The organism is Allobosea sp. 05L423, assembly GCF_056397745.1.
This window is the reverse complement of the sequence record NZ_JBFTOA010000002.1, coordinates 182,478-209,237: the sequence shown is the minus strand read 5'-3', so window position 1 is coordinate 209,237 and position 26,760 is coordinate 182,478. Positions and strand designations below refer to the sequence as shown.

Annotated in this window: 26 protein-coding genes and 2 pseudogenes; 10 read left to right on the top strand and 18 right to left on the bottom strand. The window is 63.1% G+C overall.

Going from position 1 to position 26,760, the window contains the following annotated elements; genetic code table 11:
- Positions 1-81 precede the first annotated feature (81 nt).
- The 3 genes and pseudogenes from AC1DNE_RS05075 to AC1DNE_RS05065 all read right to left on the bottom strand — a co-directional run.
- Positions 82-795 carry a DUF2971 domain-containing protein gene (locus tag AC1DNE_RS05075; protein ID WP_441513499.1) on the bottom strand — a complete coding sequence of 238 codons (714 nt, stop codon included), beginning with the start codon at positions 793-795 and terminating at the stop codon, positions 82-84.
- A 230-nt stretch (positions 796-1,025) separates the two neighbouring features.
- Positions 1,026-1,598, bottom strand: coding sequence for a LysR substrate-binding domain-containing protein (locus tag AC1DNE_RS05070; protein ID WP_441471349.1), 573 nt, complete (start codon positions 1,596-1,598; stop codon positions 1,026-1,028).
- A gap of 186 nt (positions 1,599-1,784) precedes the next feature.
- A pseudogene (locus AC1DNE_RS05065) lies at positions 1,785-1,916 on the bottom strand (LysR family transcriptional regulator); the annotation flags it as partial.
- A 93-nt stretch (positions 1,917-2,009) separates the two neighbouring features.
- Here AC1DNE_RS05065 and AC1DNE_RS05060 point away from each other — a divergent pair.
- Positions 2,010-3,425 (top strand): aldehyde dehydrogenase family protein, encoded by a 1,416-nt coding sequence (locus AC1DNE_RS05060; protein WP_476841002.1) that lies wholly within the window; start codon positions 2,010-2,012, stop codon positions 3,423-3,425.
- A gap of 61 nt (positions 3,426-3,486) precedes the next feature.
- On the opposite strand, the gene AC1DNE_RS05055 is transcribed toward AC1DNE_RS05060, so the two are convergent.
- The 7 genes from AC1DNE_RS05055 to AC1DNE_RS05025 form a co-directional block, all read right to left on the bottom strand.
- Complete coding sequence (locus AC1DNE_RS05055; RefSeq protein ID WP_142022871.1) at positions 3,487-4,377, bottom strand: LysR family transcriptional regulator; 891 nt, start codon at positions 4,375-4,377, stop codon at positions 3,487-3,489.
- Positions 4,378-4,471: 94 nt separating this feature from the next.
- Positions 4,472-4,819: a hypothetical protein gene (locus tag AC1DNE_RS05050; RefSeq protein WP_142022872.1), complete on the bottom strand. Its 348-nt coding sequence runs from the start codon at positions 4,817-4,819 to the stop codon at positions 4,472-4,474.
- A 28-nt stretch (positions 4,820-4,847) separates the two neighbouring features.
- Entirely contained in the window at positions 4,848-5,312 is a 465-nt protein-coding gene (locus tag AC1DNE_RS05045; protein WP_142022873.1) for a nuclear transport factor 2 family protein, read from the bottom strand.
- Positions 5,313-5,377: 65 nt separating this feature from the next.
- On the bottom strand, positions 5,378-5,926 hold the full coding sequence (locus tag AC1DNE_RS05040; protein WP_476840937.1) for a carboxymuconolactone decarboxylase family protein: 549 nt from the start codon (positions 5,924-5,926) through the stop codon (positions 5,378-5,380).
- A 134-nt stretch (positions 5,927-6,060) separates the two neighbouring features.
- Positions 6,061-8,130 carry a 2Fe-2S iron-sulfur cluster-binding protein gene (locus AC1DNE_RS05035; RefSeq protein WP_476840936.1) on the bottom strand — a complete coding sequence of 690 codons (2,070 nt, stop codon included), beginning with the start codon at positions 8,128-8,130 and terminating at the stop codon, positions 6,061-6,063.
- Between the two features lie 58 nt (positions 8,131-8,188).
- Positions 8,189-8,800: a glutathione S-transferase family protein gene (locus tag AC1DNE_RS05030; protein ID WP_091843849.1), complete on the bottom strand. Its 612-nt coding sequence runs from the start codon at positions 8,798-8,800 to the stop codon at positions 8,189-8,191.
- A gap of 186 nt (positions 8,801-8,986) precedes the next feature.
- Positions 8,987-9,733, bottom strand: a complete 747-nt coding sequence (locus AC1DNE_RS05025; RefSeq protein WP_476840935.1) for a pirin family protein — start codon at positions 9,731-9,733, stop codon at positions 8,987-8,989.
- 111 nt (positions 9,734-9,844) lie between these two features.
- Here AC1DNE_RS05025 and AC1DNE_RS05020 point away from each other — a divergent pair, with 111 nt between their 5' ends.
- Positions 9,845-10,720: a LysR family transcriptional regulator gene (locus AC1DNE_RS05020; protein WP_476840934.1), complete on the top strand. Its 876-nt coding sequence runs from the start codon at positions 9,845-9,847 to the stop codon at positions 10,718-10,720.
- 1 nt (position 10,721) lies between these two features.
- Here the strand turns inward: AC1DNE_RS05020 and AC1DNE_RS05015 are convergent, their stop codons facing one another.
- From AC1DNE_RS05015 to gcvA, 3 genes are all read right to left on the bottom strand, one after another.
- The gene (locus AC1DNE_RS05015; RefSeq protein ID WP_476840933.1) at positions 10,722-11,729 is read right to left on the bottom strand and encodes a zinc-dependent alcohol dehydrogenase family protein; all 1,008 of its coding nucleotides are present in this window, start codon (positions 11,727-11,729) and stop codon (positions 10,722-10,724) included.
- Between the two features lie 201 nt (positions 11,730-11,930).
- Positions 11,931-12,506 carry an isochorismatase family protein gene (locus AC1DNE_RS05010; RefSeq protein WP_142022880.1) on the bottom strand — a complete coding sequence of 192 codons (576 nt, stop codon included), beginning with the start codon at positions 12,504-12,506 and terminating at the stop codon, positions 11,931-11,933.
- A gap of 439 nt (positions 12,507-12,945) precedes the next feature.
- The gene (gene gcvA, locus AC1DNE_RS05005) at positions 12,946-13,821 is read right to left on the bottom strand and encodes a transcriptional regulator GcvA (protein ID WP_061971254.1); all 876 of its coding nucleotides are present in this window, start codon (positions 13,819-13,821) and stop codon (positions 12,946-12,948) included.
- Between the two features lie 170 nt (positions 13,822-13,991).
- Here gcvA and AC1DNE_RS05000 point away from each other — a divergent pair, with 170 nt between their 5' ends.
- A complete protein-coding gene (locus tag AC1DNE_RS05000) occupies positions 13,992-15,407 on the top strand; it encodes an amidase (protein ID WP_142022881.1) in 1,416 nt (471 codons plus the stop codon).
- A gap of 63 nt (positions 15,408-15,470) precedes the next feature.
- On the top strand, positions 15,471-16,712 hold the full coding sequence (locus AC1DNE_RS04995; RefSeq protein WP_061971250.1) for an MFS transporter: 1,242 nt from the start codon (positions 15,471-15,473) through the stop codon (positions 16,710-16,712).
- Between the two features lie 194 nt (positions 16,713-16,906).
- On the opposite strand, the gene AC1DNE_RS04990 is transcribed toward AC1DNE_RS04995, so the two are convergent.
- From AC1DNE_RS04990 to AC1DNE_RS04980, 3 genes and pseudogenes are all read right to left on the bottom strand, one after another.
- Positions 16,907-17,263, bottom strand: a complete 357-nt coding sequence (locus AC1DNE_RS04990; RefSeq protein WP_061971248.1) for a DUF2200 domain-containing protein — start codon at positions 17,261-17,263, stop codon at positions 16,907-16,909.
- Positions 17,264-17,375: 112 nt separating this feature from the next.
- A pseudogene (locus tag AC1DNE_RS04985) lies at positions 17,376-17,822 on the bottom strand (alpha/beta hydrolase family protein).
- A gap of 248 nt (positions 17,823-18,070) precedes the next feature.
- Positions 18,071-18,934, bottom strand: a complete 864-nt coding sequence (locus AC1DNE_RS04980; protein ID WP_061971247.1) for a LysR family transcriptional regulator — start codon at positions 18,932-18,934, stop codon at positions 18,071-18,073.
- Positions 18,935-19,037: 103 nt separating this feature from the next.
- Between AC1DNE_RS04980 and bla the strand changes: the two genes are divergently transcribed.
- Positions 19,038-19,931 (top strand): class A beta-lactamase, encoded by an 894-nt coding sequence (gene bla / locus AC1DNE_RS04975; RefSeq protein ID WP_082617698.1) that lies wholly within the window; start codon positions 19,038-19,040, stop codon positions 19,929-19,931.
- Positions 19,932-20,292: 361 nt separating this feature from the next.
- On the top strand, positions 20,293-20,952 hold the full coding sequence (locus AC1DNE_RS04970; protein WP_142022882.1) for a uridine kinase family protein: 660 nt from the start codon (positions 20,293-20,295) through the stop codon (positions 20,950-20,952).
- A 241-nt stretch (positions 20,953-21,193) separates the two neighbouring features.
- On the opposite strand, the gene AC1DNE_RS04965 is transcribed toward AC1DNE_RS04970, so the two are convergent.
- Both AC1DNE_RS04965 and AC1DNE_RS04960 read right to left on the bottom strand, forming a co-directional pair.
- Entirely contained in the window at positions 21,194-22,885 is a 1,692-nt protein-coding gene (locus AC1DNE_RS04965; protein WP_476810281.1) for an FAD-dependent oxidoreductase, read from the bottom strand.
- Between the two features lie 76 nt (positions 22,886-22,961).
- Positions 22,962-23,186, bottom strand: coding sequence for a hypothetical protein (locus tag AC1DNE_RS04960; protein WP_441470829.1), 225 nt, complete (start codon positions 23,184-23,186; stop codon positions 22,962-22,964).
- Positions 23,187-23,459: 273 nt separating this feature from the next.
- On the opposite strand from AC1DNE_RS04960, the gene AC1DNE_RS04955 reads away from it, so the two are divergent.
- The 4 genes from AC1DNE_RS04955 (at position 23,460) to AC1DNE_RS04940 (ending at position 26,668) form a co-directional block, all read left to right on the top strand.
- Positions 23,460-24,302, top strand: coding sequence for an alpha/beta fold hydrolase (locus AC1DNE_RS04955; protein ID WP_441470828.1), 843 nt, complete (start codon positions 23,460-23,462; stop codon positions 24,300-24,302).
- A gap of 52 nt (positions 24,303-24,354) precedes the next feature.
- Positions 24,355-24,987 (top strand): glutathione S-transferase C-terminal domain-containing protein, encoded by a 633-nt coding sequence (locus AC1DNE_RS04950; RefSeq protein ID WP_441470827.1) that lies wholly within the window; start codon positions 24,355-24,357, stop codon positions 24,985-24,987.
- A 102-nt stretch (positions 24,988-25,089) separates the two neighbouring features.
- Positions 25,090-25,920, top strand: coding sequence for an alpha/beta fold hydrolase (locus tag AC1DNE_RS04945; RefSeq protein ID WP_441470826.1), 831 nt, complete (start codon positions 25,090-25,092; stop codon positions 25,918-25,920).
- Between the two features lie 28 nt (positions 25,921-25,948).
- Positions 25,949-26,668 carry a hypothetical protein gene (locus tag AC1DNE_RS04940; protein WP_441470825.1) on the top strand — a complete coding sequence of 240 codons (720 nt, stop codon included), beginning with the start codon at positions 25,949-25,951 and terminating at the stop codon, positions 26,666-26,668.
- Positions 26,669-26,760: the final 92 nt, after the last annotated feature.

Sequence of the window (26,760 nt, the reverse complement as noted above, 5' to 3'; positions counted from 1 at the left end):
TCCACGCCACCATCTCGTCAGGCCAGTGATCAAGGGTATTTCTAGCGTCGACGTCGGCAGGTTAATGGACCTCATTTCTGATCAGCGGCGCCGCATGCGAGCTTCAGTGTTGTCGAAGCTTAGTCGATAGCCATTGAGCTGCATCTCAGAGCAATCGATGTTTTGTTGCCGCGCCAGCCTTTCGATGGTGTGGCGGATGTCCGGGTCGATCCGATGACCGAAGTAGATCGTGCGGACAGTGGCTGGGTTGCGATAGCCGATCCGGCCCAGCCGCTGCGTGAACATGCGCCACTCACGTTCGTAACCCCACTTCTGGCTCTTCGAAGACAGCACTCTACGGACATCGGTTTCGAGATCGTTCTCTCCGAGATCAAGGTTCGGTGGGCTCTCGGTGTAGAAGAGCCGCGAGAACGCAGCGTTTCCCTCAAGGGAATCGCGCAGGTCTGAGAAATCGTATGCGATGCAAATGCCGCGGAACTCGTCGGCATAGTGCGCCCACATGAGCTCATTAGTTGGCGTCTCGCTGAAGCAGGCGATCCCGGTCCGCTGCTTGCCCTCGCGAATCGATTCGAGAATGGTCTGGAAGTAGAGATCGCCCGGACCGTGGCGGCGAGCGAAGAATGTGCCTTCCATCGGATCGTTCATCTGATGGTACGCCGCGGCCCAAATATACCCCTCCTGGATAGCCGCCAGTTCGCGGCGCTGAACCTCAACGGTATCGTCGTCGAAGCGTCGGAAGCTTCGATAGCGATAAAGCTGCGTAGGTGTGACGTAGTCGACTATGCGGCCCGGCATGCGATCCTCCCGCTATAAATGCTGGATACCAGCGACGTAGGACCACTGCGAGAACGACTTGAAAATGCGACCCATAGGCTTGATTGGGCGATGGACCGCCGTGTGCGAAGTGATTCCACGCTGGAATGAGCAGCCCGCCGCACTCGGGCAGGAAAGTCCGTTTTTAGGCAAGTGGCCAGAGTCGGCTCCTGGCGCTTCTCGTTCATCCCACTCTGTTAATGTGCCGTAAGCTATCGGCCTCCCTCTCTGATCAGATCAATGAGCGCGCGAAGCTTCAGCGGGATGTTCCGGCGCCCAGAGAAATACAGCGACAAGCCCGGAAAAGGCGGCGTCCACTCGCTAAGCACCTCGATGAGCCGGCCAGCTTCGACATGCGGGCGGGCCGAAGTCTCCTCGACGTAGGCGAGACCGACGCCTGCCAGAGCAGCGGATAGAGCGAGTTCTGTGGCGTCGAAGATGAGCACGCCTGGTACATCGACAGTCATTGCTTCGCCACGGCGCTCGAACTCCCACCGATAAAGGCGACCGTTGGCCATCCGATGATGGATGCACTGATGCTTCGCCACGTCGAGCGGGGATGAAGGCCTTTGGCGCTCTGCAAAATAGTTGGGCGCACCGACGACGATCATCCTGAGCCAGGGAAAGATCGGCACGGCGACCATATCAGGGGGCACTGCGTCGGCCAGCCGTGCACCGGCATCGAACGATCCGTCCGCAAGATCGACAAAGGCCGCATCGGTCGCGATCTCCAGCGTCACCTTGGGGTAGCGTGTCGAATAGGCGAGCAGGATCGGCTCCAGCATCATGCGCGCTGCGCCCAAGGATGTGGTGATGCGCAACGTCCCCGACGGCTCGCTCGCCTCCGCGCCGAGTTCGTCAATCGTTTGACCGATCGACTGGAGGGCCGGACCGATGCCGTTGACGAATTGCTCACCGGCTGCCGTCAGCGAGACGCTCCGGGTCGTGCGATTGAACAGCTTGACCGCCAGCCGGTTCTCCAAACCAGCGACGGCATGGCTCAGCGCAGACGAGGTCTGCCCGAGCGAGCGCCCGGCCGCGCGGAATCCTCCATGGCGCGCCACGGCGATAACCGCCTCGGCCTCCGCAAAGCTCAGCTTCATTGCTCGATTCTTCTCATTGATCCGATGAGATTGACGTGGCTTCTTTCATCGCACGTCGCCCTGCATATCGAAAGCCAGACACAGGAGCTTTCGATGCGAACAATCAATCAGAACTATATCGATGGCCGCTTCGTGCCGGTGCAAGGCACTGACCTAGGGCCGCTGTTCAACCCCGCGACGGAGGAGCAGATCGGCACGGTCCATTTGTCGAATGCCGCGGATGTTGATGCAGCGGTTCGAGCGGCTGTGGCCGCTTATGCGGAGATTTCGACGATGTCGAACAGCAAGCGCGTCGCGATGCTGCATCGGCTATCGGATGTCGTCTCGCGACGCAGCGCGTATCTCGCCGAGGCCATGAGCGAAGAATACGGCGCACCCGCGCCATTCGTGGAGGCCAGCGCCAGCCGGGCAGGACAGGTCTTCCTCGACATGGCACGAACGGTCGAGGCCTATCCTTGGCAGCGCCAAATCGGATCGGCACTGGTCGAGATGCGCCCGGTTGGCGTGGCCGCCGCTGTCACGCCCTGGAACAGCAATCTCGGCTTCATCTGCTCGAAGCTCGCCACAGCCATCGCGGCGGGCACCTCGATCGTGATCAAGCCTTCGGAGATGAGCGCCTGGCAGACGCAGGTGCTCGCGGAGGCGCTCGATGAGGCCGAACTGCCGAACGGCGTCTACAACATCATCAACGGGACTGGAGCATTGGCCGGGGACGCTCTGACCCGTCATCGCGACATCGCCAAAATTACATTCACCGGGTCGACTGAGACCGGGCGGGCGATCCTTCGCGCAGCATCGGATACAATGAAGCGGGTCACGCTCGAACTAGGCGGAAAAGGCGCGCAGATCGTTCTCGACGATGCCGATCCAGACGCTGCCGCGGCTCAAGTGCTCGCCAACGGCTTCATCAATAGCGGGCAGGCCTGTATCGCAGGAACGCGCATTCTGGTCCCGGAACACAAGCTGACGACGATGCAAGAGCGCTTGGTGGCAGGCTTGGCGAACTGGTCGGTCGGACCCGGCAATGATCCGGCTTCGCGCATAGGCCCGATGGTCAGCGCCAGGCAGTGGGAGCGCGTCCAGTCTTACATCGCGCTCGGCCCACAAGAGGGGGCTCGCGTTCTCGCGGGTGGCGAAGGCAGGCCCGACAGCCTGAATAGCGGTTGGTTCGTCAAACCGACGCTTTTTGGCGAGGTCGATAACAGCATGCGGATCGCACGGGAGGAGATATTCGGACCGGTGCTTTGCGTTCTGCCCTATCGTGACGAGGACCACGCGATTAGCATCGCAAACGACACGGACTACGGCCTTCAGAATTATGTCATCGGTACCGACCCAGAGCGTTGCCGGCGCATTGCGTCGCAGCTGCATTCGGGCCGCGTCGTCATCAATGGAGCGAAACACGAACCGCACGCGCCCTTCGGCGGCTTCAAGCAGTCGGGTATCGGACGCGAGTACGGCTCATTCGGACTGGAGGCATTCCTGGAACCGCGCTCCATTTTGGGGTGAGGGTTGGCGCACGGGGCCCGGACGGCAATGAACGGGCCGAACTGGCCTTCCTGGCAGGGGATCAGTTCAGGAGACGGTTGGCGCGGAGCGCCGTCACGGCGGCGTCCACAAATGTGCGTACCTTGGCCGGGGCTTGGCGACCTTCCGTATACACGACGTGGATCGGCAAGGGCGGTTCTTCGTCGTCGCTGAGCACGACCTGGAGGCGTCCATCCAACAATGCCGGACCGATTTGATAATGCAGGACGCGGGTCAACCCCCACCCAGCAATGGCGGCCGCAATGACCGCGTCGTTGGTATTACACTGAAGCGAGGGATGGACGGTGACCCGCTGGTCGCGAGCGAACCGCCACTCCGGCGAAGCCCAGGCACTCGTCGAGGCCGCGATCCGATGGTCCTTGAGCTGCTGGGGGGTCGTTGGGACACCATGCTTCTCGAAATAGGACGGGGCGCCGCAGACAACCCGCCGAACCGAGCCGACCTTCACTGCGGTGAAGCCGGAATCTGCGAGATGCCCTATCCGGACCGCGACATCGATACCTTCCTCGACGATATTGACCTGGCGGTCCAGGAACAGGGTCCTTGCCGCCATGGTCGGATAGGCGTCAAGATAATCCGTGACGATCGGCAGGACGTACATCTGGCCGAACAGGAGCGACGCGGTGACCGCGAGCGTTCCTGAGGGCGTCGCATAGGACCCTGCAGCCGCAGCTTCCGCCTCCAGGATGTCCGAGAGGATTCGGCGGCAATCGTCGAAGTAGCGGTCGCCGGCTTCGGTGAGCTTTACGGATCGGGTCGTGCGCACGAACAAGCGCGCGCCGATGGCGTCTTCCAGGGCAGCCACGGAGCGCGTCACGGCAGGCGCGCTCATATGCAATTGGCGCGCGCTTTCCGAAAAGCTCGCGGTCTCCGCTACCTTCACGAAGATGCGCATGGCCTGCCAGCGATCCATCAATTGCCCCCTACGGCCGGTCTGCCCGCTGCAATGCTGTCAGCAGCCTATAGCGGGTCGCAAAGAGGTTGCGCAAAACTGGGCCGCCATGGGCTTACGCCCTGCTGGCCGAGCCTTGTTTGAATGTCGCGATGAAGCGTCTGGCGAAGGTCTCGATCTTTCGGCATGTGTCCTCGCACAGGCCGAGGCTCTCCGCCCTCGCGCGAGCGGCAGCTCGCAGCGCCTCATCTTCGGACAGTGCCGCGATCGCGACCGCCTGAACCGTAGCGGTCTGGACATCGAAGCTCCGCCCCTCTCTTGCAATGTCGATCTCAGCCTCACTCATCCCGAGCCGCTTGGCGTCCGCATACTGTTGCCAATATGCGGACGGGTCATCGGGGCCTTCAATCAAGGCAAGCTCAATCGAGACGCGAACGCGCTCGTTGATTGGATCGGGAATCACGGCCGCGTCTCCGCAAGAACGAAGGATTTCAAAAGCCGAAATGGCTGAGGCCGGGGTGATCGTCAGGGCGACGGCCCAGAGGCCAGCGGAACTTGCGCTCGGCCTCGCTGATCGGCATTTCGTTGATGCTTGCATGGCGCGACCGCATCAGCCCATCCTCGGCGAACTCCCAGTTTTCGTTGCCATAAGCCCGGAACCACTGGCCGCTGTCGTCATGATACTCGTAGGCATAGCGCACGGCGATCCGGTTGCCGCGGAAGGCCCAGAGCTCCTTGATAAGGCGGTAGTCGAGCTCCCGATTCCACTTGCGGGTCAGGAAGGCCTGGGCCTCATCGCGACCGTTGCAGAATTCCGCCCGGTTCCGCCATTTCGTGTCGAGCGTGTAGGCGAGCGCGACCTTGGCGGCATCGCGCGTATTCCAGCCGTCTTCAGCCAGGCGGACTTTCTCGATGGCGCTCTCTTCAGTGAAGGGCGGCAGCGGCGGGCGGGACATTTTCAATCTCCTGGAATTGGGTGGAAAGCGGCGGCCGGGCGCATCGAGCGCGCCGGCCGTCGACTTCAGGCCGCGAGACGCTCGACGAGGGGGAAATCGACCTCGGTGCCGAGCGCTTCGTTGACGTAGTTGGTGAAGGTGTTGACAGCGACATGGCCGATGATTTCGAGGATCTCGGCATCGCTGTACCCGGCGGCCCGAACCTGATCGAGCGCGGCCGGGCCGACCGATCCCCGCGAGACCACCAGGGCCCGCGCGAAGGCGACCGCCGCAGCCGCCTTGGGATCCTGGGAGGTGCCCTCCAGATTGGCCGCAATCTCATCGTCGCTGAGCTTGGCGAACTTGCCGCCGAAATAGGTGTGCGCCGCCTGGCAGTAATCGCAGCCGTTGACGCCGGCCATCGCCAGCGCGATCCGCTCGCGAGTCGCCGGCGCAAGCTTGCCCTTGCCCAAGGCGGCCTGGAAGCCGGTAAGCCCCGTCAGAGCTGCGGTGCTGGTCGAAACCAGCCGGAAGATGTTCGGCACCGTGCCGATCTGCTTGCGGATCGTCTCGAGGATAGGCTGTGAGGCTTCAGGTGCCTCCTCGATCGTCGCGGGGGTCGGGATGTAGGACATGATGTTTCTCCTGTTTTGAAGGCGAGAGAACTGCTCTCGTCTGAGTTGAAGAATGATCCGTTGGGTCAACGTGCTGAATGCTCGAACGGCGGAAGGCTTTATTGCGCGCCAGACAGCAATGACGGCGGACGAGATTAGACCGCCAGCTGGATCCTGTTGTCGCCGCTCCCCTCCGGCTCGGCCGGAACGGTCGAGCAGAGCAGGATCTCGCCCTCTTCCAATGCGGCCGCAGGCTCCCGGACGTAAGCGACACGGCCCTTGACAAGCTTGGTCCGGCATGTGCCGCAATGGCCCTCGCGGCAGCTGAATGCGGGCTCCAGCCCGCGGGCCTCGGCCAATTCCAGGAGCGTGCCGGAGCCCGGAGTCCAGCGGGCTTCCTTGAGCGATTCCGTAAAGACGACAGGAACCGCATGAGTCGCGGACTGTGGCTTGACGGCTGGCTCGATCGGGACTGCCGGAGCCGTGCGCTTGAGTGACGACGGTCCGAAGGCTTCGGCATGAATACGGTCGTCTGCGATGTTGAGGCCGCGCAGGCCGTCATACAGAGCCTGGGTGAAGGACGGCGGACCGCAGAGGAAGAAGTCGTAATCGCCGAAGGTCAGGAAGCGACTCAGCGCAGCCACGTCCAGCCGGCCCGAGACGTCGTAATCACGCTCTGGCTCTGCATCGGTCGTATCACTGAGGAGGCGCACCAGCTTGACCGCACCTTGTGCAGCCGCGACCAACTCGGAAAGCTCGTGGTCGAATGCCCTATCCTTCTTGGTACGAGCGGCCTGGAATATGGTGACCGGCCGGATGCGCTGCTTGCGCATCCCCTCGTAGACGATGTGCCGGAGCATCGCGAGCAGCGGGGTGATACCGACGCCACCCGCCAGCATCACGACAGGACGTGTCGCTCTTGCGTCGATGGTGAAGGAGCCTGCAGGCGCGCGCGCCTCGATAGTATCGCCCACCCGCAGATTGTCGTGCAGGTGGGTCGAGACCAGACCGTCGCGTCGCACGCTGATCCGGTAGACGCCGTCTGAGGGTGCTGCCGACATGGTGTAGGTCCTCACCGCCGGCCGCTCGGCACCTTTGGGCGTCAGACGGATCGGGAGGTGCTGCCCGGCGAGGTGCGCGAGCAGTCCCGCTCCGTCAGTGGGCTGCAGATAAAACGACCGGATCGAGGCGCTCTCGTCGACGATCCTCGCAATGCGCAGTGGCCTCCAGCGCGTCGCCAGCTCCGCTGCCCGAAGCCGGTCGGCGGCTTGCTCCCAATCGCCGGTCATCAGCGAGTTCGCAGACCAGCCGTTCTGCCGGAAGTTCCAGCGCAGGGCGAGCGCGGCGCGGCGTCGGACGATCCGGCGCGCCTTGAAGGTCCAGAGCCGTTCAGCTCCCTGGAAGGCGGCGATCTCCGGCGAGTCCAGAACAAGCGCCGCGTCTCCCGTCAGTTGGAGCACATCGCCGGTTTCGAAATCGACGAACAGGAGCCCGGCCTTGCCGTTCAGATGAATGTTGCCGAGGGTGGCGAAGAACAGGTTCCCGTCGAAATCCGGGACGGTCAGCGTTTCGTCCTCGCCGACGCGGACGAAGCCGGCCTTGCCGCCGCGGTGCGAGACGTCCACCTGGCGGCGATCTTCTCGATCGGCATAGGAGGCAACGAAGAACGCGTCCGCACGCTGTATCGTCTCGCGCGCAGCATCGTCCAGCGACGCCAGGCTCTCGGCAATCGATCCCGCTTGGGTGCCGGGCTCCCGGCTGAACGAGAAATCCCGCAACTGGATATAGCGGGGGCAATTGCCGAAGCTCTGGTCGACCGCAACGCTGAGGCCTGCGGCGGGCGTCGAGACGAAGCCGTTCATGCGGTTGCGGCGGCGGGTATGCATTTCGATGCCGAGCAGCCCGATGGGAGCGCCATCCGCCATGCCCGCGGCCGCCGGATCGCCCGCGGCCGGATGTGCTGTGATATCGAGAACGGTCGGCGACGGTGACGACATGAAGCCGGGCCACCCCTCGATGAACGTTGCCCACGCATCCCCGGCAGGATCGACGCTGCCGAGCACGATGAAGGGCAACTGCGCATAGAACTCGCGGTGCTGGTCCGGCATGAAGTCACGGACCACCCGTTGCCCGACGACGGCCATGCGCTCGGCCATGCCGGCCTTTTCCTGCAGATACCGTTCTCCCTCATGCCATACAGGCAGCTTCGCGAGTGTCGTATCCATGTCCCCGCTCCTTCGAATGAAAGGTCCGGGCGCGCCAGCGGCGCGCTCCGGCACATCGTCACGCAGCCAGGCCGACGGGGGTCTGCACAAAGGGTACGAACCCGGGCAGGGCCTCGACGCGCCGCAGAAACGCGTTGACATTCGGGTAGCCGGTCAGATCGACATTGCCTTCCGGCGCGCGGGCGACATAGCTGTAGATCGCCACGTCCGCGATGGTGGGGCCGTCGCCGACGAGCCAATCGCGACCGTCGAGCTGGCTCTCAAGCCTCGCCAGCAGCACATGAGCGCGGGCAATGACCTCCTCGGGGTTGTACTTGGCCCCAAACACCGTGATGAGCCGTGCGGCAGCCGGACCGTAGGCGACCTCGCCTGCAGCGACCGACAGCCAGCGCTGGACCGCGGCGGCGCCCTTTGCATCGTCGGGAAGCCAATCGTTCCGTCCTGCCTTCTTGGCCAGGTAGACGAGAATGGCATTCGAGTCGGCGATGGCGACCTCGCCGTCTTCCAGAGCGGGAACCTGACCGAACGGGTTGATCCGGAGGAAGTCGGGCTTCTTGTGCGCGCCGGCCTTGAGGTCGACCTCGACGAGTTCGTGCGGCAGCCCCAGAAGAGAAGCGAAGAGGCGGGCGCGGTGGGCATGGCCCGAAAGGGGATGATGATAGAGCTTCACGGCTCACTCCTGCGATGATGGACGGGCCTGTTCCCGATCCGCATCACCAAGGTGCCGCAGGTTTCACTCTAGCAGAATGCTCAAGCTCGGCAGTTCATTGTTACGCGACGTGGAAGAATGGCCGATTCACATGCGCCTGGCCATCCAGGCGAAACGCCCAATATTGGCCCGATATCGGCCGCTCGATCATGCCTGCGCGACGTTCCCGCTGAACATGCCGCCCTTGAAGACCGGAGCCGTGGTATCAGTGGTAAACAGAACGATGTCTGCGTCGGTAACCGCCGCGATGCCAGCCTCGCTGTCGCCAAGATGGTAGAGTTCTCCATCATCGATCGCGAGGTCGCCGACGCGCACCTTGCCTGAGAAGACAAAGAGGAGACTGACGAAACCGGGCGCTATGACGTCGGGCAAAGCCAGAGTGTGACCGGCGTGCAAATGCGCATCTCGAACCCACGCTTGCGAACGAACTTCGAAAGCCGCTCCCTGCGGGGCAACGAGAAGCCGCCAGGCATCGTCGCTGCGCTCCGCATCCATCTCGTGGAACTGAACCTTCGGCTCCAGATCGCCCTCGCGCGGACGCAGGAAGATCTGGAGCGCCTGCGTGGGCTCGTCGCCCAGGACATGTTCCTCGTGCTGAAAGCTATGCCCGGCGTTCATCATCATCAAACGGCGGGGCGTCACCTCCTCGCGGTTGCCGACGGTATCGAGATGAAGCATACGGCCCRCCCTCTTGTAGGTGAAGATCTCGTCATCCTTGTGCGGATGCATTCCGATGATGTGTCCGGGCTGAATCTGAGCGCGGTCAATCCGGCCGATCGCGCCGATGCCGCTGTCGACCTCGTTCGACAGGGAGCCCGGATAGAACACCTTGATGCCGAAGCCGTGCTTCCAGTCGCCCCTTGTAATCGACGGCATGATTTTGGTCGGTTGCATGATGACACTCCTCAGGTCCGGGATGGACTTCTCGCCAGAAGAGGTAGCGTCGCTATATGCGGGCGAGTAGCCACGTCTGACGGTTAGCTGAGTCTCGGCAAGAGGAACGCCATGGATGTCGACGATTTGAGGACCTTCGTTCAAGTCGCTGACGCTGGAGGCGTATCGCCTGCAGCGAGGCGGCTCGGCTTGGCCAAGTCGATCGTCAGCCGGCGTCTCGTGCGGCTGGAAGAGGAGCTGGGGGCACAACTGCTGGCGCGAACCACCCGCGGTGCGGCGCTGACCGAGGCCGGAGTGACGTTTCGGGAGCACGCCGCTCGGATATGTTCGGAGCTGGATGCCGCGCGCGAAGAGATCATGCCTGCGGGCGAACTGCGCGGACTGCTGCGATTGGCGGCACCGTCATCCTTCGGCCCCGAATATTTTGCGCCTGTCCTTGCCGAGATGGCGAAGCGCCATCCGCTTCTGCACGTCCACACTCTGTTCAACGACCGCTATGTCGATCTCGTCAGCGAGGGCTTCGACTGCGGTATCCGGGTCGGCTATCTGCCGGACTCAAACCTGGTGGCGAGACGCATCGGCACGCTGCCCGTCAGACTCTTTGCCAGCCCCGACTATGTGGTCGCCCATGGGGCACCATCGGTTCCCGCGGAGGTAGCCGGTCATTCGGCGGTGATGATCGGAACTGAGAGCTGGAAATTCGAGCGCGACGGCACGGTCACGCAAGTTCACCCGCATGGTCGCTTCAAGGCAGACAGCGCCGTGGCGATCGCGGAGGCGACCGCGGCCGGCATCGGGATCGCGGCACTCCCGCAGCTGATTGCCGAGCGCTATGTCGCGGCGGGCCGGCTGGTGCCGATCATGATCGAGTGGTCGCTGCCATCGGTTGGCATCTTCGTCGTGCGCCCGCCCGGTCAGCACCTCCCGCGCAAAGTGAGAGTGCTGACGGAAATCCTCATCGAGAGGATCGGGCCGGCTGCGAAATGACCTACCACTCGATGCCGATCTTGCCGAAATGGCCGGAGCACTGCTGAAAGCGGAAGGCTTCCGCAAGTTTGCCGAGCGGGAAACGCCGGTCCACCACCGGACGGATTCCGGTCACATCGATGGCGCGCACGAACTCCTGCTGCTGCCGCCGCGATCCGACGATCAAGCCTTGCAATCGCGCCTGCTTGGCCATCAGTGCGGCGGTCGGCACGTCGCCCGCGACGCCTGTTACAGTGCCGATAAGCGCGATGTGCCCGCCTACGCGGACCGCCGCGATCGAGTTGGCGAGAGTGCCGGCACCGCCCAGCTCAAGGACGTGGTCGACGCCCCGGCCACCGGTCCAATCCGCGACAGCACGGCCCCAACCCTTCACCTCCCGATAGTTGACGACATGGTCGGCGCCGAGGTCGCGTGCACGCTCAAGCTTCTCGCCGGACGAGGACGTGACGATCGCGGTCGCACCCATCGCCTTTGCGATTTGCAAGGCCCAAATAGAGACCCCGCCTGTGCCGAGCAGCAGCACGGTATCGCCAGCCTTTAAACCACCATCGGCTATCAGGGCTCGCCATGCCGTCAAACCGGCCGTCGTTATCGTCGCGGCCTCGACATGATCATAGTCGCGCGGCGCATGGGTGAAGGCGGTCGCGCGGGTGACAACGAACTCGGTCGCGAAGCCGTCGATCCCATCGCCGGGCGTGCGCGCGAAATTGCCGATCGTCGGCGCGCCGTCTTGCCAGTCGGGAAAGAAGCAGGAAACCACCCGGTCTCCCACTGCGAACTCGGTGACACCGTTTCCGACAGCCTCGACCGTTCCACCGGCATCCGCTAGCGCGATACGGCCAGCCTCCGCCGGCATGCGTCCCGTGACCACACCCAAATCGTGAAAGTTCAGTGAGCTACCGTGCAATGCGACACGGATCTCGCCTTCTCCGGGCTGGCCTGGGTCCGGCTTTTCGCTGAAACCCAGGGTCTCCAGGGTTGCCGGGGAACCAACGGTCATCGCCTTCATGGGGTGTTCCTTCGTTCAGGAGTTGCGGCGCCGCGCGGTAAATGACGGGGGAGCGAAGGGTTCGGTCGAACGCCAGAGAGGCCCATCGTCTTCGCCATGGCCATACGAGCAGGTACGATACCGCCCGGATGGCCATAGCTGAAAGCGGGCCGACGACATCGCTTCTCGGCCGGAAGGGCTTACGAGCGCGGCAAGTAGCGCTCAGTGATAAGCCAGGATGCCGGACAGGCGCTGGCCCAGTGGCGTGCTCCAGTCGACGGCCAGCTCCGAAATCAACTGGTCATGCGTTATGATCACCGCGCCCGCACGCTCCATCCGGCGCAAGGCGAGGTCGTCGCCATATTTGGTGTAGGAGGCCGAAGCATCTGCCGCCACCTGCACTTCGTAACCTTCGTCCAACATCTGCAGCACCGGGAAGAGGACACAGATCTCGGTCGTGATCCCTGCGACGATCAGCTTCTTGCGGCCAAGCGCCTTGACCGCAGCGTTGAAGCCGTCGTGATGCATCGCATTGACGATACCGGGCCGCTTGATGCGCTTCGCGTAAGCCTCCGGCAGGATCTGCTGAAGCTCGGGAATGAGCGGCCCTTGCGCATGATCTTCCATGCTGACGGTCAGAAGCACCGGGATATCGGCGCCGACCGCGATCTTCGCCAACTTCACAGCATTGGCCTTGACCAGATTGATGTCGTGGGAGTGGGTCCACGACATAGTGCCGACCTGATGATCGATCAGCAGCATCGCTGCATTCTCGGGAGTGTAAACATTCTTGTGCATGGTCGTTCTCCGCCGTCTCGATAAGTGGCAAGGCATAGGCGCCTCGCCCTGTCCTCAAGCACCGACCTCATGTCTTCTGCCGGGGACAAGGAGAAAATCGCCGCTCTCAACGAGGAACACTAGATTCGTAACGAGGACTTCTGCGTTCCTCAGGCAGGAACGCATCGGGCCACCGGAGGAGCTAAGCCCAAGCTGTTCAACTCACGGTAACGAACCAAAGCCTATCGCGCCCGGATCGGCCGCTTGCCTCCATGAGACCAACGCCAGTCTAAAGAAGGTCTGCTTTTGGGCGTCAGTCCAATGTCAGCATTTGGCGCTAGCCCGCTGTCGCCAATGGCAATTTCCCACCACCCTAACGGGGCCTTGGTCAGTTGAAGCGTGGATATCTACTCTCTGCTGAAGTCAGTACCTGAGGATGTAACTCCGTCCCCTCTTGCCGTCATGTGTTCAAGATCCAATCCCGGAACGCTGCGATCTTGGGCTGCTGCTGTCGGTTGTCCGGACAGACGAGATAATAGGCAAACTCCTCCATTCGAGCGGGCGGAAACAACTGGATCAAACGCTCGTCGCGCAGTTCATCCTCAAGCAGGGCAGCCGGGAGCAGTCCCGCGCCTTGACCGGCGAGCACCGCTTTTAGCAAGAGGCCGCTGTCATCGAAGGAGAGGCCACGCGCAGTCGTCCTTTCAGCAACGCCGTGCGTGTCAAACCACAGGCTCCAGCCCTTTCGTTCGGCATCGTGAACCTGCGGCCAACGCACGAGATCCGATGGCCGGTTCGGACGGCCGGCTCGGTCGATCAGATCGGGGGTGGCCACGGCGATCATCTCGACCGTGACGACGCGGTCGCTGCGAAGTCCGGGATATCGGCCCATCCCATGGCGGATCGCAACATCCGTGTCCGAGCGAGAAAAATCAACCAGTGCATTGCTGGTGACGATCTGCAGATCGATGCTGGGCTGCGCCGTTCGAAAGGATGACAATCGCGGCACCAGCCATGCCGATGCAAAAAAGGGCGTGGTGCTGACAGTGAGCAGCCCAGAATCCAGCTGGGCTGCGATCCGCTCGGATGCACCGGCGATCTGGCGGAATGCATTGCGTATCGATGGCAGATAATCGCGGCCCGCGTCAGTCAGAAAAATCCCTCGCGTCACCCGCTCAAAGAGCTTCACGCCGAGATTTTCCTCCAGAACCCGGATCATCTGGCTGACGGCCCCCGGCGTCACGCACAATTCTTCCGCGGCCAGTTTGATCGAGAGGTGGCGGGCAGCGGCCTCGAATGCCTTCAGCGCGTTAAGGGGAGGCAATCGACTCGGCATGAATTAGAAAATCTGATTCATCAGGGTTAAGTCTTCTGGTTTGTCCAAGCAGCGAGCGTCAGCATAATTCCCGCCGATATCAAGCGTCAATGCTGCAAGCAAGCCGCCAAGAATCGCATGAATTCTAAATCATAGACTGTCGTGCGTGGCCGCTGGAGAGGTTGGATCGGATGTCTTTCAACGTGGAGTTCTATGGTCTCACAGAGGTCGGAGAGCTTATCTCTCGCCGCGCCATCGCCTCAAAGGATGTCACCGAGGCGCTCCTTTCGCGCATTCGGCGTCTTGATGGTGAATTGCAGGCTTATGCAAGCGTCCTGGACGAGAGCGCCCTCCGCCAGGCGGAGGTTGCCGACCGCGAGATCGAGGCGGGAATCCACCGGGGCCCCCTCCATGGCGTTCCCATAGCCGTAAAGGACCTTTGCTGGATCAGGGGCGTCGCAACGGCGGCCGGCACCGTGGTCCATAAGGACTATGTGCCGGCGCGCGATGCGACCGTCGTGCGAAAGCTCATCGACGCAGGGGCAGTGCTGATCGGCAAGACCCAGCTCACCGAGGGGGCGTATTCCGACTACCACCCATCGATTCCGCCAGTGCAAAACCCATGGAACGGCGACTATTGGGCGGGCATCTCCTCCAGCGGATCAGCGGTCGCGACCGCCGCCGGCCTGTGCTTCGGCGCCATCGCGTCCGACACGGGCGGGTCGATCCGTTGGCCCTCGGCCGCCAACGGCGTCAGCGGCCTGAAGCCGACCTGGGGGCGCGTCAGCCGTTATGGGACATTCGACCTCGCTCCCTCGCTCGACCATATCGGCCCGATTGCCCGGAACGTGATCGACGTCGCGGCGATCCTCAATGTCATTGCCGGGCATGACCTCAATGACCCGACGACGAGCGTTCGTCCGGTTCCCGACTACTTGGCCGACGCAAGCGGGAATGTACGCGGCAAGCGTATCGGGATCGACCCGCACTGGAACTCCGAAGACGTCGACGATTGGACACAGGCCGCACTGACGGAAGCCTGCGCGATATTCTCGAACCTGGGCGCCGAGATCGCCGAGGTGTCATTTCCCGATGTCCGCCAGATCGTGGCGGACTGGACACCGAACTGCGCGGTTGAAGCGGCAGTTGCCCATCAAGCGCCCTATGCCCTCCATAAGGAACAGTATGGCGCCATCCTATCGTCCGTCATCGAGAACGGAATGGCCGTTTCGGGGATGGCCTATCAGGAAATCCTTCGTCGCCGCGCGGCATTCCGTGGCCAGGTCGAGGCCCTGCTATCATCGGTCGACGCCATCCTGACGCCCGTCCATCCTTTCGCGCCGCTCACGCTGAAGACGATCGCAACCCTTGGCGAGCAGCCGGAGCTGATCGCCAAGCTGCAACGCTACACCTGCCCCTTCAACATGAGCGGCCATCCAACGCTGGCCTTCCCCGGGAGCGCCTCGGTGGAAGGCATGCCCATCGGCCTGCAATTGATCGCTGCCGAGTTCGACGAAAGCGCGCTTCTTGCTCTCGGCGCAGCGTTTCAGGGCGCAACGTCCTGGCATCGTCGTCAACCGGGCCTCAGTGGCCCGAAGCGATCCTAAGGTCTTGGGAGCGGCCCGCATATCGCACGCCGAGACGGCTCGGCCCGCCAACAGAGGATAATCATGAACCTGGAAAGGCAATCGGCGATTTTTTACGGTTGGCTTGTGGTCGCCGCAGCCTTCGTCATAACCTTCGTCGGCTTCGGGAGCGCATACACATTCAGCTCGTTCCTGGACTCGCTCCAGCACGAGTTCGCGGCATCGCGCGGTTCGGTCTCGGCGGTTTTTTCGCTGGCCGGATTTATGTACTTCTCGCTCGGCATCGTTTCCGCGCCGCTCGCGGATCGAATCGGCGTGAAGGCGCTTTCCGCAATCGGAATGACGCTAGTCGGCCTCGGCCTCATTCTGGCCGGACAGGCGCAAACCATTCTCCAGGTCTATGCGGCCTATAGCATCGGTATCGGCGTCGGTGTCGGCTGTGCCTATGTGCCCACACTTGGCGCTGTGCAACGCTGGTTCGTCAAGCGCCGTGGTCTCGCATCCGGGTTGGCGGTCAGCGGCATTGGCGTCGGGACGCTCGTGATGCCGCCGTTCGCGCTTTGGCTGATCGCGGACATCGGCTGGCGGAACGCCTACACCACGCTCGGCGTCCTCGCGATCGTGGTCGGCCTGGCAGCGGCGTTCGTCATGGAGGACGAGCCTGGCCGCCGCGGCCTGCAGCCCGACGGCATCACACGTACCATCGTCGTTGGCTCCCTGCAGGCGGGCAATGATACGCCCGTGGGCCAAGCAATCCGGACGCGACGATTTGCGGGGCTCTATCTTGCGTCGTTCCTGAGCGCGCTTGGTGTCTTCGTACCGTTCGTGCATCTCGCGCCCTACGCGGTCGACCATGGTGTTCCCGCTTCGGCGGCAGTCTGGCTGCTTGGTGCCATCGGCATCGGCAGCACGATCGGCCGCTTCTTCCTCGGCGGCATCGCGGACAGGATGGGCCGCGAGAGCTTCCTGATCGCCATGTACATTGGCATGGCCGCCTCACTTCCGACCTGGATCCTTGGTGGCTCCTTGAGCCAGCTCATACTGTTTGCGTTGATCTTCGGTCTCTTCTACGGAGGGTGGGTCGCGATTTTGCCAGCAGTGGTCGCCGATCTGTTCGGTGCGCGTCATGCCGGCCGCATCATCGGGGTGCTCTATTCGAGCGTTGCCCTAGGCACGCTCGTTGGCCCAGGCGCGGCAGGCTTCATCTACGATCGCAGCCATAGCTACGTCATACCCATTGCCGTCAGCGCTCTCGCAAACGCCGGTGCCGCTGCCGTCATGTTTCTGGCGGCACGTCGAGCCTCCGCTGGCAGGGTGAGCAGATGAGCCAATCCATCCCACCCTATTGAGCCGCGGTGGAATTCGGTCGCCTTGGCCGCACCTCCGAACACTCCTTCGCAGTCTAACGCAGCGTATTTGGTGACCCGGAGCGCGCGCCCTTGAAGGGCGTCGCTATACGCGAACAGGTTCGGTTCCTTGTCCAAAATCTAAGAATGGCGTCCCCCCGGCAAGCGCGCTGACTATGGTCGACGGCATAAGATCTTGTCGATCGCCTTCCCTCGGGCGAGTTCATCGATGAGCTTGTCCAAGTAGCGGATTTCCCGCATCACTGGCTCGGCGATTTCCTCGACGCGGACACCGCAGACAATTCCCCTTATGCTGAGGCGCGCGGGATTGAGTGCCGGCGCCTGGGCGAAAAAGGTCTCATAGTCCGAGTTTTTCGCCAGCTGAGAGGCAAGTGCCTCTTGGCCGTAGCCGGTCAGCCAGTGGATGATCTGGTCGACCTCCACCTTCGTGCGCCCCTTCCTCTCCGCCTTGGCGACCAGAAGAGGATAAATCTTGGCAAAGCTCATTCTGTAGATGCGGTGCTGCGTCATCACTTGCTCTTTCCCGGCGCTGCTCGTGGCGTTTCCCGATGTCCATCTTCATATCGCGACCCTGCCGGGGGTTTGAGCTGCCCGGCCCAGGTAAGAGTTGCGTCGGACATGGTCACGAGATGATCGGCCGCTCAATGAGGGTGGGATTTTTCAGATCGACAAGGTGGCCGGTGCGCAATTGCTCCGGCTTGCCGGGCGGATGGAAAGGATAACGGAGGCAAAGAAGGCGACGAATCCGTCCACTCTCTAACAGCGTGTCCGCGACCATGCTCGCGGCGCGCCCGCCCATCGACTTGCCACCGATAACAAGCTCTCCCTGCCGAGCGCGTCGACGGCAGCGATATATCGCGGGTTTAGCTTTTCAGCGCGGGCCGACGGCATGCGCCCAACTGCGGTCCGCCGCCGCCATATAGTCGAACTCAAAGCGGGCAACGCGAAAGCCCTCTCCGGCTAAGGCATTTGCGGACGCCGTCATTGATCGCGAGCCCATCGGAGCTTCGGCCCCATGCGCCAGGAGGATCGTCACGTCGGCCTGGTCGGGGCCGTCGAAAAGAAACATTGCGCTGTCCCACGGGGCCGCTGTCAGCCGCAAACTTACCGCAGCAGATCTCCCGCGTCGGAGCCTTCCCAATGAGCAGTGGCGGCGACTCCTTCGGCACTGTTCGGCTTGCGGCCGGGCCCGTGCCTCTCTCTCAGGTCAGTGCCGGCTCTTCGGTTGCGTTGTCCAGATCTCTGCCCGCTTTCACACTGACCACTAGTGTCCATTGTTGGCGCACGCCTTTGAAAACAATCGTCTCCATGCTCAGCTTAAAGCTCGGCGACAATCCACCTCTTAAAGGCCACCATGGCGCCGGTTTCGGTCCGTGACCTCAATCGCGTCATCCAGTAGGCCCCGGTAACGATACCGACGTCGAGAGGCTGTACAATCCGACCGGAAGAGATATCGCGCGAGAACATCGCGGCGGGGACCAGCGCAACACCGAGACCTTGCGCTGCCGCTTCGACCAAGGCCAGCGAGTTATCGAAAATCCAGCCCCGCGCGACCGGCGGGGTCAGTCCCGCGGTAAGGAACCAGAGCGGCCATTCGTCCTGGCGGTATGAGCGCAGGAGGTGCTGGGCCAGCAGGTCAGCCGGAGTGCGGACTGACATGGCGAGGCCAGGGCTGCAGACCGGAGCGAGCGGGGCTTGCATCAGCTCGACCGCCTCTGTGCCGTGCCAGGCACCGTCACCGAAACGAATGAAAAGATCGAGGCCGTCGAGGAGCGTGTCGGCACGGTTGTTGTTCGTCTTGATCCGCACCTCGATCTGCGGGTGCCGCGCGTTGAAGTCCTGCAGGCGCGGCAGGAGCCACCCGAGGGCGAAGCTGCTGACCACGCCGATCGTGAGAATCTCGGCCGTGCCGCCGGTACGCAGTTGGTGCACCTTGTCGCTGACCCGACGTAGCGCATCCGTCAACACCGGCAGCAGCGCCTGCGCCTCCTCGGTCAGAGCGATGCCACGCGGCAAGCGCTCGAACAGCGTGAAGCCGAGATCTTTCTCAAGCAGCTTGATCTGATGGCTTATTGCGGTCTGGCCCACGCGCAGCTCCATCCCCGCCTTGGTCAGGCTACCGAGCCGCGCCGACGCTTCAAAGGCGCGCAGCGCGATGAGCGGCAATCTCGAAACATCCATCCAGAAGCCCCAATTTTATTCATATCAAATCTGAGTAACGATCATTTGGCTAGGGCCATGCGGCCTCGCTACCTCTGCGCCTCCCTCTGGAGACGCAACGCACATGACAACTCGCACCATTGATTTCCTTGCGGACCGGCGCTCATTCTTGATCGGCGCCGGCGCCACTCTAGTCGGCGCCGGGCATGCCGCGGCTGCTCCTGGGACTAGTCTCGATCTCAAGTCTCTTGAAGCCCGCCATGGAGGCCGTCTCGGGCTTTTCGCGACGCGGGACGGCCAGCGGGTCGGCTGGCGCTCAACCGAACGCTTCGCTTTCTGTTCGACATTCAAACTGTTTCTCGCAGCTTATGTGATGCAGACCGTGCAGCAGGGGCGCGATCGGCTAGACCGAGACGTCCCGATCACGGCTGCCGACATGGTGCCGCATGGGCCGGTCACGCAGCCGGCCATCGGCAGAACGCTCACGCTGGAAGAGCTGTGCAAAGCGACAGTCGAGGTTAGTGACAACCCCGCGGCAAATATTCTGATCCGCGAAATGGGCGGACTGGCTGCCTTCCAGCAGTGGTATGGCAGCATTGACGACCACGTCACGCGCGTGGATCGACTGGAAATTGAGCTGAATAGCGCCTTGCCCGGCGATATGCGCGATACCACGACGGCCGAGCAATATGTGGCCAACCTCGACCGCGTCTTGCGCGGCAACTTGCTTTCAGCGGCGCACCTGCAGTTGCTTACGCGTTGGATCACCGAGACACCCACCGGGGCCGGCCGGATCAAGGCCGGCGTCCCCGCCGGCTACACCGTCGGCCACAAGACCGGCACGGGCGCGCGGGGGACGCACAACAATATCGGCATCATTTGGCCGCCAAGCGGACCATCGATCCTGATCTGCGTGTTCTTCACGGGCGCACAAGACGCAACACCGGGCGCCATTGATGCCGTCGTAGCGGATGCGACGCGTCAAGCCATGAAGGCATTCGGGCTTCCATCTCGCTAGGGGAGCCGGTCGTCAGCATTCGCCGATATTTTCCGTGGCAAACTGCAACCACTGAGGTCGGGGTAACGGTTGTCGGTGGAAGTCGAATGCCCATTGATAGCGCACGATGGATGCGAGTCGAACGTGATCCACGATGATGCCCGCGCATGGATCACGCTGCGACAACCGCTATAATTGGAGGTACCACCGATGCATAATGGCTTTCACGCCTCAAATCGCGACCGGAAGCCCGTGCGATACGCGCTTTCAGAGAATGGTTCCTCGCGGAGATTGATCCCGCCGCAGAATAGCTGGGTCGATTATAACTAAACGAGGAAAGAGCCACCTGCTTGCAGAGTGTTGCACGGGAACGCTGACCGGCATGGCGGGACAGCAGCTTCTTCATCCGAGGCGTATCGCGCCGGACTTACCAGGAAGCCAGACGCTGATGCATTTCTCCGATACCAGCACATTCGCTCGTCAGATCCACTTGCACGCGGCCAAGGCGGATGGGCCCTATGTGATTGCGCTCGACGGACGCAGCGGCGTGGGCAAGTCGACTCTGGCAGCGCTGCTAGCAGATAAGGTGGGAGCGGCGCTCATTGAGGGTGACGACTTCTTTGCCGGCGGCACTGGGTTGCGATCAGATGCCCCCGCCATCCGCGCTGCCGACTGTATCGACTGGCCCCGCCAGCGCGCTGTGCTGGGCGCCTTGCGGCAGGGTCGCGCTGCCAGTTGGCGCGCGTTCGATTGGGAAGCTTTTGACGGCAGGTTGCAGTCAAGCGTGTCTGAGCTTTCACCGCGATCCGTCGTTATCCTCGAGGGCGTCTATTCGGCTCGGCCGGAACTCGCGGACCTCATCGACATGAAAGTTCTCGTGACAGCTTCAGACGCTTTCCGCAAAGCAAGACTGCTTGTGAGAGAGGGCATTATAGGTCCCTGGGAGCGCCAATGGCATGAAGCCGAAGAGCACTACTTCCGTGAGGTTATGCCCCTGGTCCGGTTCGATGCGGTCTTCGACGCGGCCAATTCGGATGATTGACCGTGATTGGACCTGATGAAGCTGCTGAAAAATTGTGGCAGAGATCCCTGCGCTGACACGCGAACCGGCTCGACGAGCTTTTGTCTCGACCGGCACCGCGGAATGTCGGCTTTCTGGCAGAGTTGCAAGTTCCGCTTATGGCGCGTTTCGGTCCCGCCACTCGGAGGCTTTCAAAACTCCTTGGGACCGGGCATGCACCTCAACTCCGCTGGCCGTGACGCGATGCAGAGGCCACGCTCCATCAAGCTTGCCGCACCGCATTCAATGCGGGCCCGACGTTCCGTGTCAGGACGGAATGAATCTGGGCGATGACGGCGGCGCCTTCGCCAACGGCGGCGGCGACCCGCTTGGTCGAACCGGCCCGCACGTCTCCGACGGCGAAGATGCCTGGGCAACTGGTTTCGAGCGGCAGCCGCTCGCCGTCGCCGGCGCGCTCCCCCGTGAGAACGAAGCCCTTTGCGTCGAGCGCCACACAGCCGTCGAGCCAGTGCGTATTGGGATCGGCGCCGATGAACAGGAAGAGGTGGTGTGATGTGCACTCCCGGATCGCACCTGTCCGGCGGTCCCGAAACCTCGTCCCGGTCAGGCCAGTCGCCCGGTCGCCGTGCAAATCGACGATTTCGCTGTCCACATGGAGTTCGACGTTGGGCAAGGCCGCGATCCGATCGATCAGGTACCGGGACATGGTCTGCTCGAGGGGGCGGCGCACCACCAGGTGCAGATGCCTGACCTGCGGCGCGAGATAGGCAACCGCCTGGCCCGCCGAGTTTCCTCCGCCAACCAGGACGACATCCTCGCCGGCACACAACCGCGCCTCGACGGGCGATGCCCAGTAGGAAACGCCCGCCCCTTCCAGCGCTTCGATGTTGGGAATGTCGGGCTGCCTGTAACGCGCTCCGGAGGCGATCACGATGGTGCGCGACCGCGCGGTGCCTCCATTGCTGAGCTCGAGGGTGAACGGGGCTTCCGCATCCGCTCCGTGACAGCGGAGCAATTCGACGGTCAGCGGAATGGCAAGCTCGGCGCCGAACTTCGCCGCCTGATTGAACGCCCGGCCCGCGAGGGCTTGTCCGGAGATGCCGGTCGGAAAGCCGAGATAGTTTTCGATCCGGGCGGACGCGCCCGCCTGGCCGCCGAAGGCGCGGCTGTCCAGGACCAGGACCGACAACCCTTCGGATGCGCCATAGACGGCAGTGGCAAGCCCGGCTGGCCCGGCCCCGATGACCGCCACGTCATGGACAGTCTTCGGATCGAGATCCGGCGTGATGCCGAGACAGGTCGCGGCATCGGCATTGCTCGGGCTTCTGAGCAATGTGCCGTTCGGGCAGATCATCAGCGGCAGGTCTTCGGGGGCGACGCCGAGCCGTTCGACGAGTTCGCGCCCCTCCGGCTCGCACGCGGCAATGACGGTGTGGGGGTAGCCGTTGCGGGTGAGAAAACCCGACAACCGGACGATGCCCGGATCATCCCGGCGTCCGACCAGGATTGATCCTGCGCCGCCGGTCTGCCCCTCCTCGATCAGCATGACGCGCCGGAGGATGAAGGCGCGCATGATCGTTTCACCGACATCCGCCGATCCGATGACGAGCGCGCGGAGATGCGGCGCATCAAAAGGGATCGCGACCGCACCAGCATCCCCCGCCACGACCGACATGAGGGATGGACGGCCCGAGAGCTGATTGGTCTCGCCGGTGAACTGGCCGGGACCGTAGGTCGTGACCAGCGACGACCGGCCGGCCGCGCCGCGTCGGATCGCGTCAGCCGAGCCATCGAGAATCAGCCAGCAGGGGGCGTCGCGGGCGCCGATCTCGTAGACGACCTCACGCGGACCGAAGCGGCGCGGTGCGCCGCTGGCGAAGCGACGCGACGTCGCAATCTGAAGGGCGGACAGTGTCGGAAAAATCTGCTCTCGCCGAGCATCGCCGATTGCCATGGGGTGACCTCCGTATCGGGCCTATGCCACTTCTCGCGCGCGACGCCATCCGACCAGATGAGGAGCTTGACCGCAATCACGCCGGCGCGAACTGCGGCGCCTTCGGCAAGATGGGCGCGAAGACCAGAAGGGCCAGGAGCGTCGGCCCGAAGCTCGCCCATACAGCGGACAGCGGGCCGTAGCCGGCCGCAATCGTCACGCTGCCCGCCCAGGCGCCGATGGCGTTGGCGATATTGAGCGCCGCGAGGTTCATGGCCCCCATCAGCGTGAGCGCCTCCGGAGCGAAGCCCGTCAGGCGCACCCGCACTCTCTCGACGCATCGTCGGCTCCTACGAGCGGCAGAGGTCGATATGTCCCGATCTCAGGCTTCTTTGTCCGTCAGTGAATCCGGATTGGCTTTACTGCTCTTTGGAGCAAGTTTTTCGAGGCCACCGTCATGTCTTATCCAGGTTCCACCGAGAGCCGCCGCACGGTCCTGACCGCAGCGGTCGGTATAGCGGCAGCCGCAATTCTTCCGGCCCCCGCCTTCGCTACTCCCTTCTCCACTGTCCAAGCATCGAAAGGAACACATGCCATGAGCGCCGCTTACGTCACCACCAAGGACGGCGTGGAGATCTTCTACAAGGATTGGGGACCGAAGAACGCCCAGCCCATCGTCTTCCACCATGGCTGGCCGCTGTCATCGGACGATTGGGACGCGCAGATGCTATTCTTCCTTCACAACGGCTATCGCGTGGTGGCGCATGACCGGCGTGGTCATGGTCGCTCATCGCAAGTCAGCGAAGGGCACGACATCGACCATTATGCTGCGGACGCCTCCGCGGTGGCCGAGCACCTGAATCTGCGCAATGCCGTGCATATCGGCCACTCGACCGGTGGCGGCGAGGTCGCGCGCTATGTCGCCAAGTTCGGTCAGCCGCAGGGCCGCGTGGCCAAGGCGGTTCTCGTGTCGGCTATCCCGCCGATCATGGTGAAGACCGAAAAGAATCCCGAAGGACTGCCCATGGCGGTGTTCGACGGCTTCCGTTCCGCGCTCGCGGCCAACCGCGCGCAGTTCTTCCTCGATGTGCCGACCGGGCCGTTCTACGGCTTCAACCGGCCGGGCGTGACGCCGATCCCGGGCACGATCCAGAACTGGTGGCGCCAGGGCATGATGGGTTCGGCCAAGGCCCACTACGACGGCATCAAGGCGTTCTCCGAGACCGACCAGACCGAGGACCTGAAGGCCATTAACGTGCCGACGCTGGTGATGCACGGCGACGACGACCAGGTCGTGCCCTACGAGGATGCCGCCCTCAAGGCAGTGAAGCTGCTGAAGAACGGCACGCTGAAGCTCTACAAGGGCTATCCGCACGGCATGCTCACGACCCATGCCGACGTGATCAATCCGGATCTGCTCGCCTTCGTGAAGGCCTGATGAAGCGGTGCCTCGGCACTCGTGCCGAGGCACCTGCCAGGAGGGCTGTTGCATGAAGCTTTATGTCCATCCGGGTGCGAGCTCGCTCTCGGTGCACATCCTATTGCGCGAGATCGGGGAGCCCTTCGATCTCGAGGTCGTCAACGTGACGGCAAAGCAGCGGGCGGACGGCTCGGATTATCGCGACGTGGCTCCCAGAGGCATGGTGCCGCTGCTGGAGCTTCCCGGTGGCGAGCGGCTGACCGAGAACATGGTGATCGCGCAATTCATCTGCGATCGGGCGGAGCGACGCGATCTCATGCCTGCTCCCGGCACCATGGCGCGCTACCGGGTCATGGAGTGGCAAAGTTTCGTCGCCGCCGAGCTGCACAAGAGCTTCATCCCGCTCAACTGGAAGATCGACGCGCCGATGCGCGAGCTCGTCCTCGCCCGCATCCGGGGACGTCTCGCCTTCGCCGAACAAGGGATGGTTGGCCCGTTCCTCACCGGTGAAACCTTCACCGCTGCCGACGCCTATCTCTTCGTCATCGCCAGCTGGACGCGCTTCTACGGCATAGCGCTCGACGCCTATCCCCGGCTGGCGGCTTTCCTTCGGCTGGTCGGAACGAGGCATTCGGTCAAGGCCGCGCTTCACGCCGAAGGACGCGGCATGGTCAGCCTCGACGATCCGACACCGGCACCCTGAGCGTCCATCCGCCGACACAAACCCGAACAACTTTCGAGCGGCTGCGCAGGCGCCACCGCTTTCGGAAGGGCTCATCTTCATTCGAAGCGAAAGGAACCGACCATGCCTGATACTCTCGAACGGACTCCGACGCGCTATATCGATAGCGGCGGTGTGCGCTTCGCCTATCGCCGGCTCGGGCCGGAGGCGGGTATTCCGCTCGTTTTGCTGCAGCACTTCACCGGCACAATGGACGCGTGGGATCCGGCGGTGGTCAATGCGCTGGCGGCGCGGCGGCCGGTGATCGCCTTTAACAATGCCGGCGTCGGCACCTCCTCCGGCGAAACACCTGACAGCGTCGAGCAGCAGGTCACCGATGCCGAAGCCTTCATCGCAGCGCTCGGCCTGAAGCAGGTCGATCTCCTTGGCTTCTCGCTCGGCGGCTTTCTGGCCCAGGTGATGGCGACGCGCGGCGCGGTCGATGTCCGCCGGATGATCCTCGCCGGTACGGCTCCGCGCGGCGGCGAGGAGCATCTGCTGCAAGTGGTCGAAGAGGCCTTCGCCCGGAACGCACGCGACGTCAGGCTTCCCCTCTTCTTCACGCCGTCCGAAGCCAGCCAGGCCGCCGGCGCCGCCTTCATCGACCGCGCCGGCGCCCGGACGAGCGACCGTGATCCGGACCGGGGCGAGGCCGTCAGCAACCCGCAGGCGCAGGCCATCATCCGCTGGTGCGCGGAGCCGGACCCGGATCACGCCTCGCTCAGGGCGATCCGACAGCCGACGCTCATCGTCCATGGCAGCGACGACACGATGTTCCCGTCGATCAATGCCTACGAGATGTTCAAGAACATGAGCAGCACCACGCTGATTATCTATCCGGATTCAGGCCACGGCGCGCTGCTCCAGTATCCGGAAACATTCGTTTCGCATGTCGAGACCTTTCTCGGCGCCTGAACTACACAGCAAACGACAGGATGACGACATGGACGCTCTGGCACGGAAGATCATCGATGCCCATGGCGGGCTCGACAGATGGAAGAATTTCACCACCTTGACCGCCCACCTTCGGCAGGGCGGCGTGCTCTGGCCGCTCAAGGGGCATGGCGGCAAGCTAGACGAGACGAACGTCACGGTCGGGCTCGGGCGGGAGTGGGCTTCTCATTCGCCGTTCGGGCCGGAGGGCAAGGTGACCCGCTTCGAGCCGGGCCGCGTMGAGATCAGGGACGCCGCCGGGAAGATCGTCGAGGAGCTGGACGAGCCTCGCGCCTCCTTCGCCGGGCATACGCTCGAAACACCATGGACAGAGCCTCAACTGGCCTATTTCGCCGGGATTGCGATGTGGACCTATCTCAACATGCCGTTCCTGCTGGCTGCGCCCGGCGTCGTCAGCCGATCCGTCGGGGAGTGGCGGGAGAAGGGTGAGACCTGGCAGAAGCTCGAAGTGGCGTTTCCCTCCGACATCGCCACGCACAGCACCGTGCAGACGCTCTACGTCGACGATGCCGGCTTGCTGAAGCGTCACGACTACGATGTCGAGATCGCCGGGAACACGCCGGGCGCACACTATATCGGCAGCTATGTCGAGGTGCAGGGTCTCCGCTTCCCGACCGAGCGGCGCATCTACCCGCGTCAGCCGGATGGAACCTCGCTTGCCGAGCCGCTGGTCGTCTCGATCGACCTTTCGGACATCCGGCTGGCCTGATTCCGCAGCAGGGCCGCTGCCTCTATGCCGCGGCCCTGCGCATGATCCGCTCGCCAATGGTTCGCCCACTCCGGTGCACGACTCCGGATCCG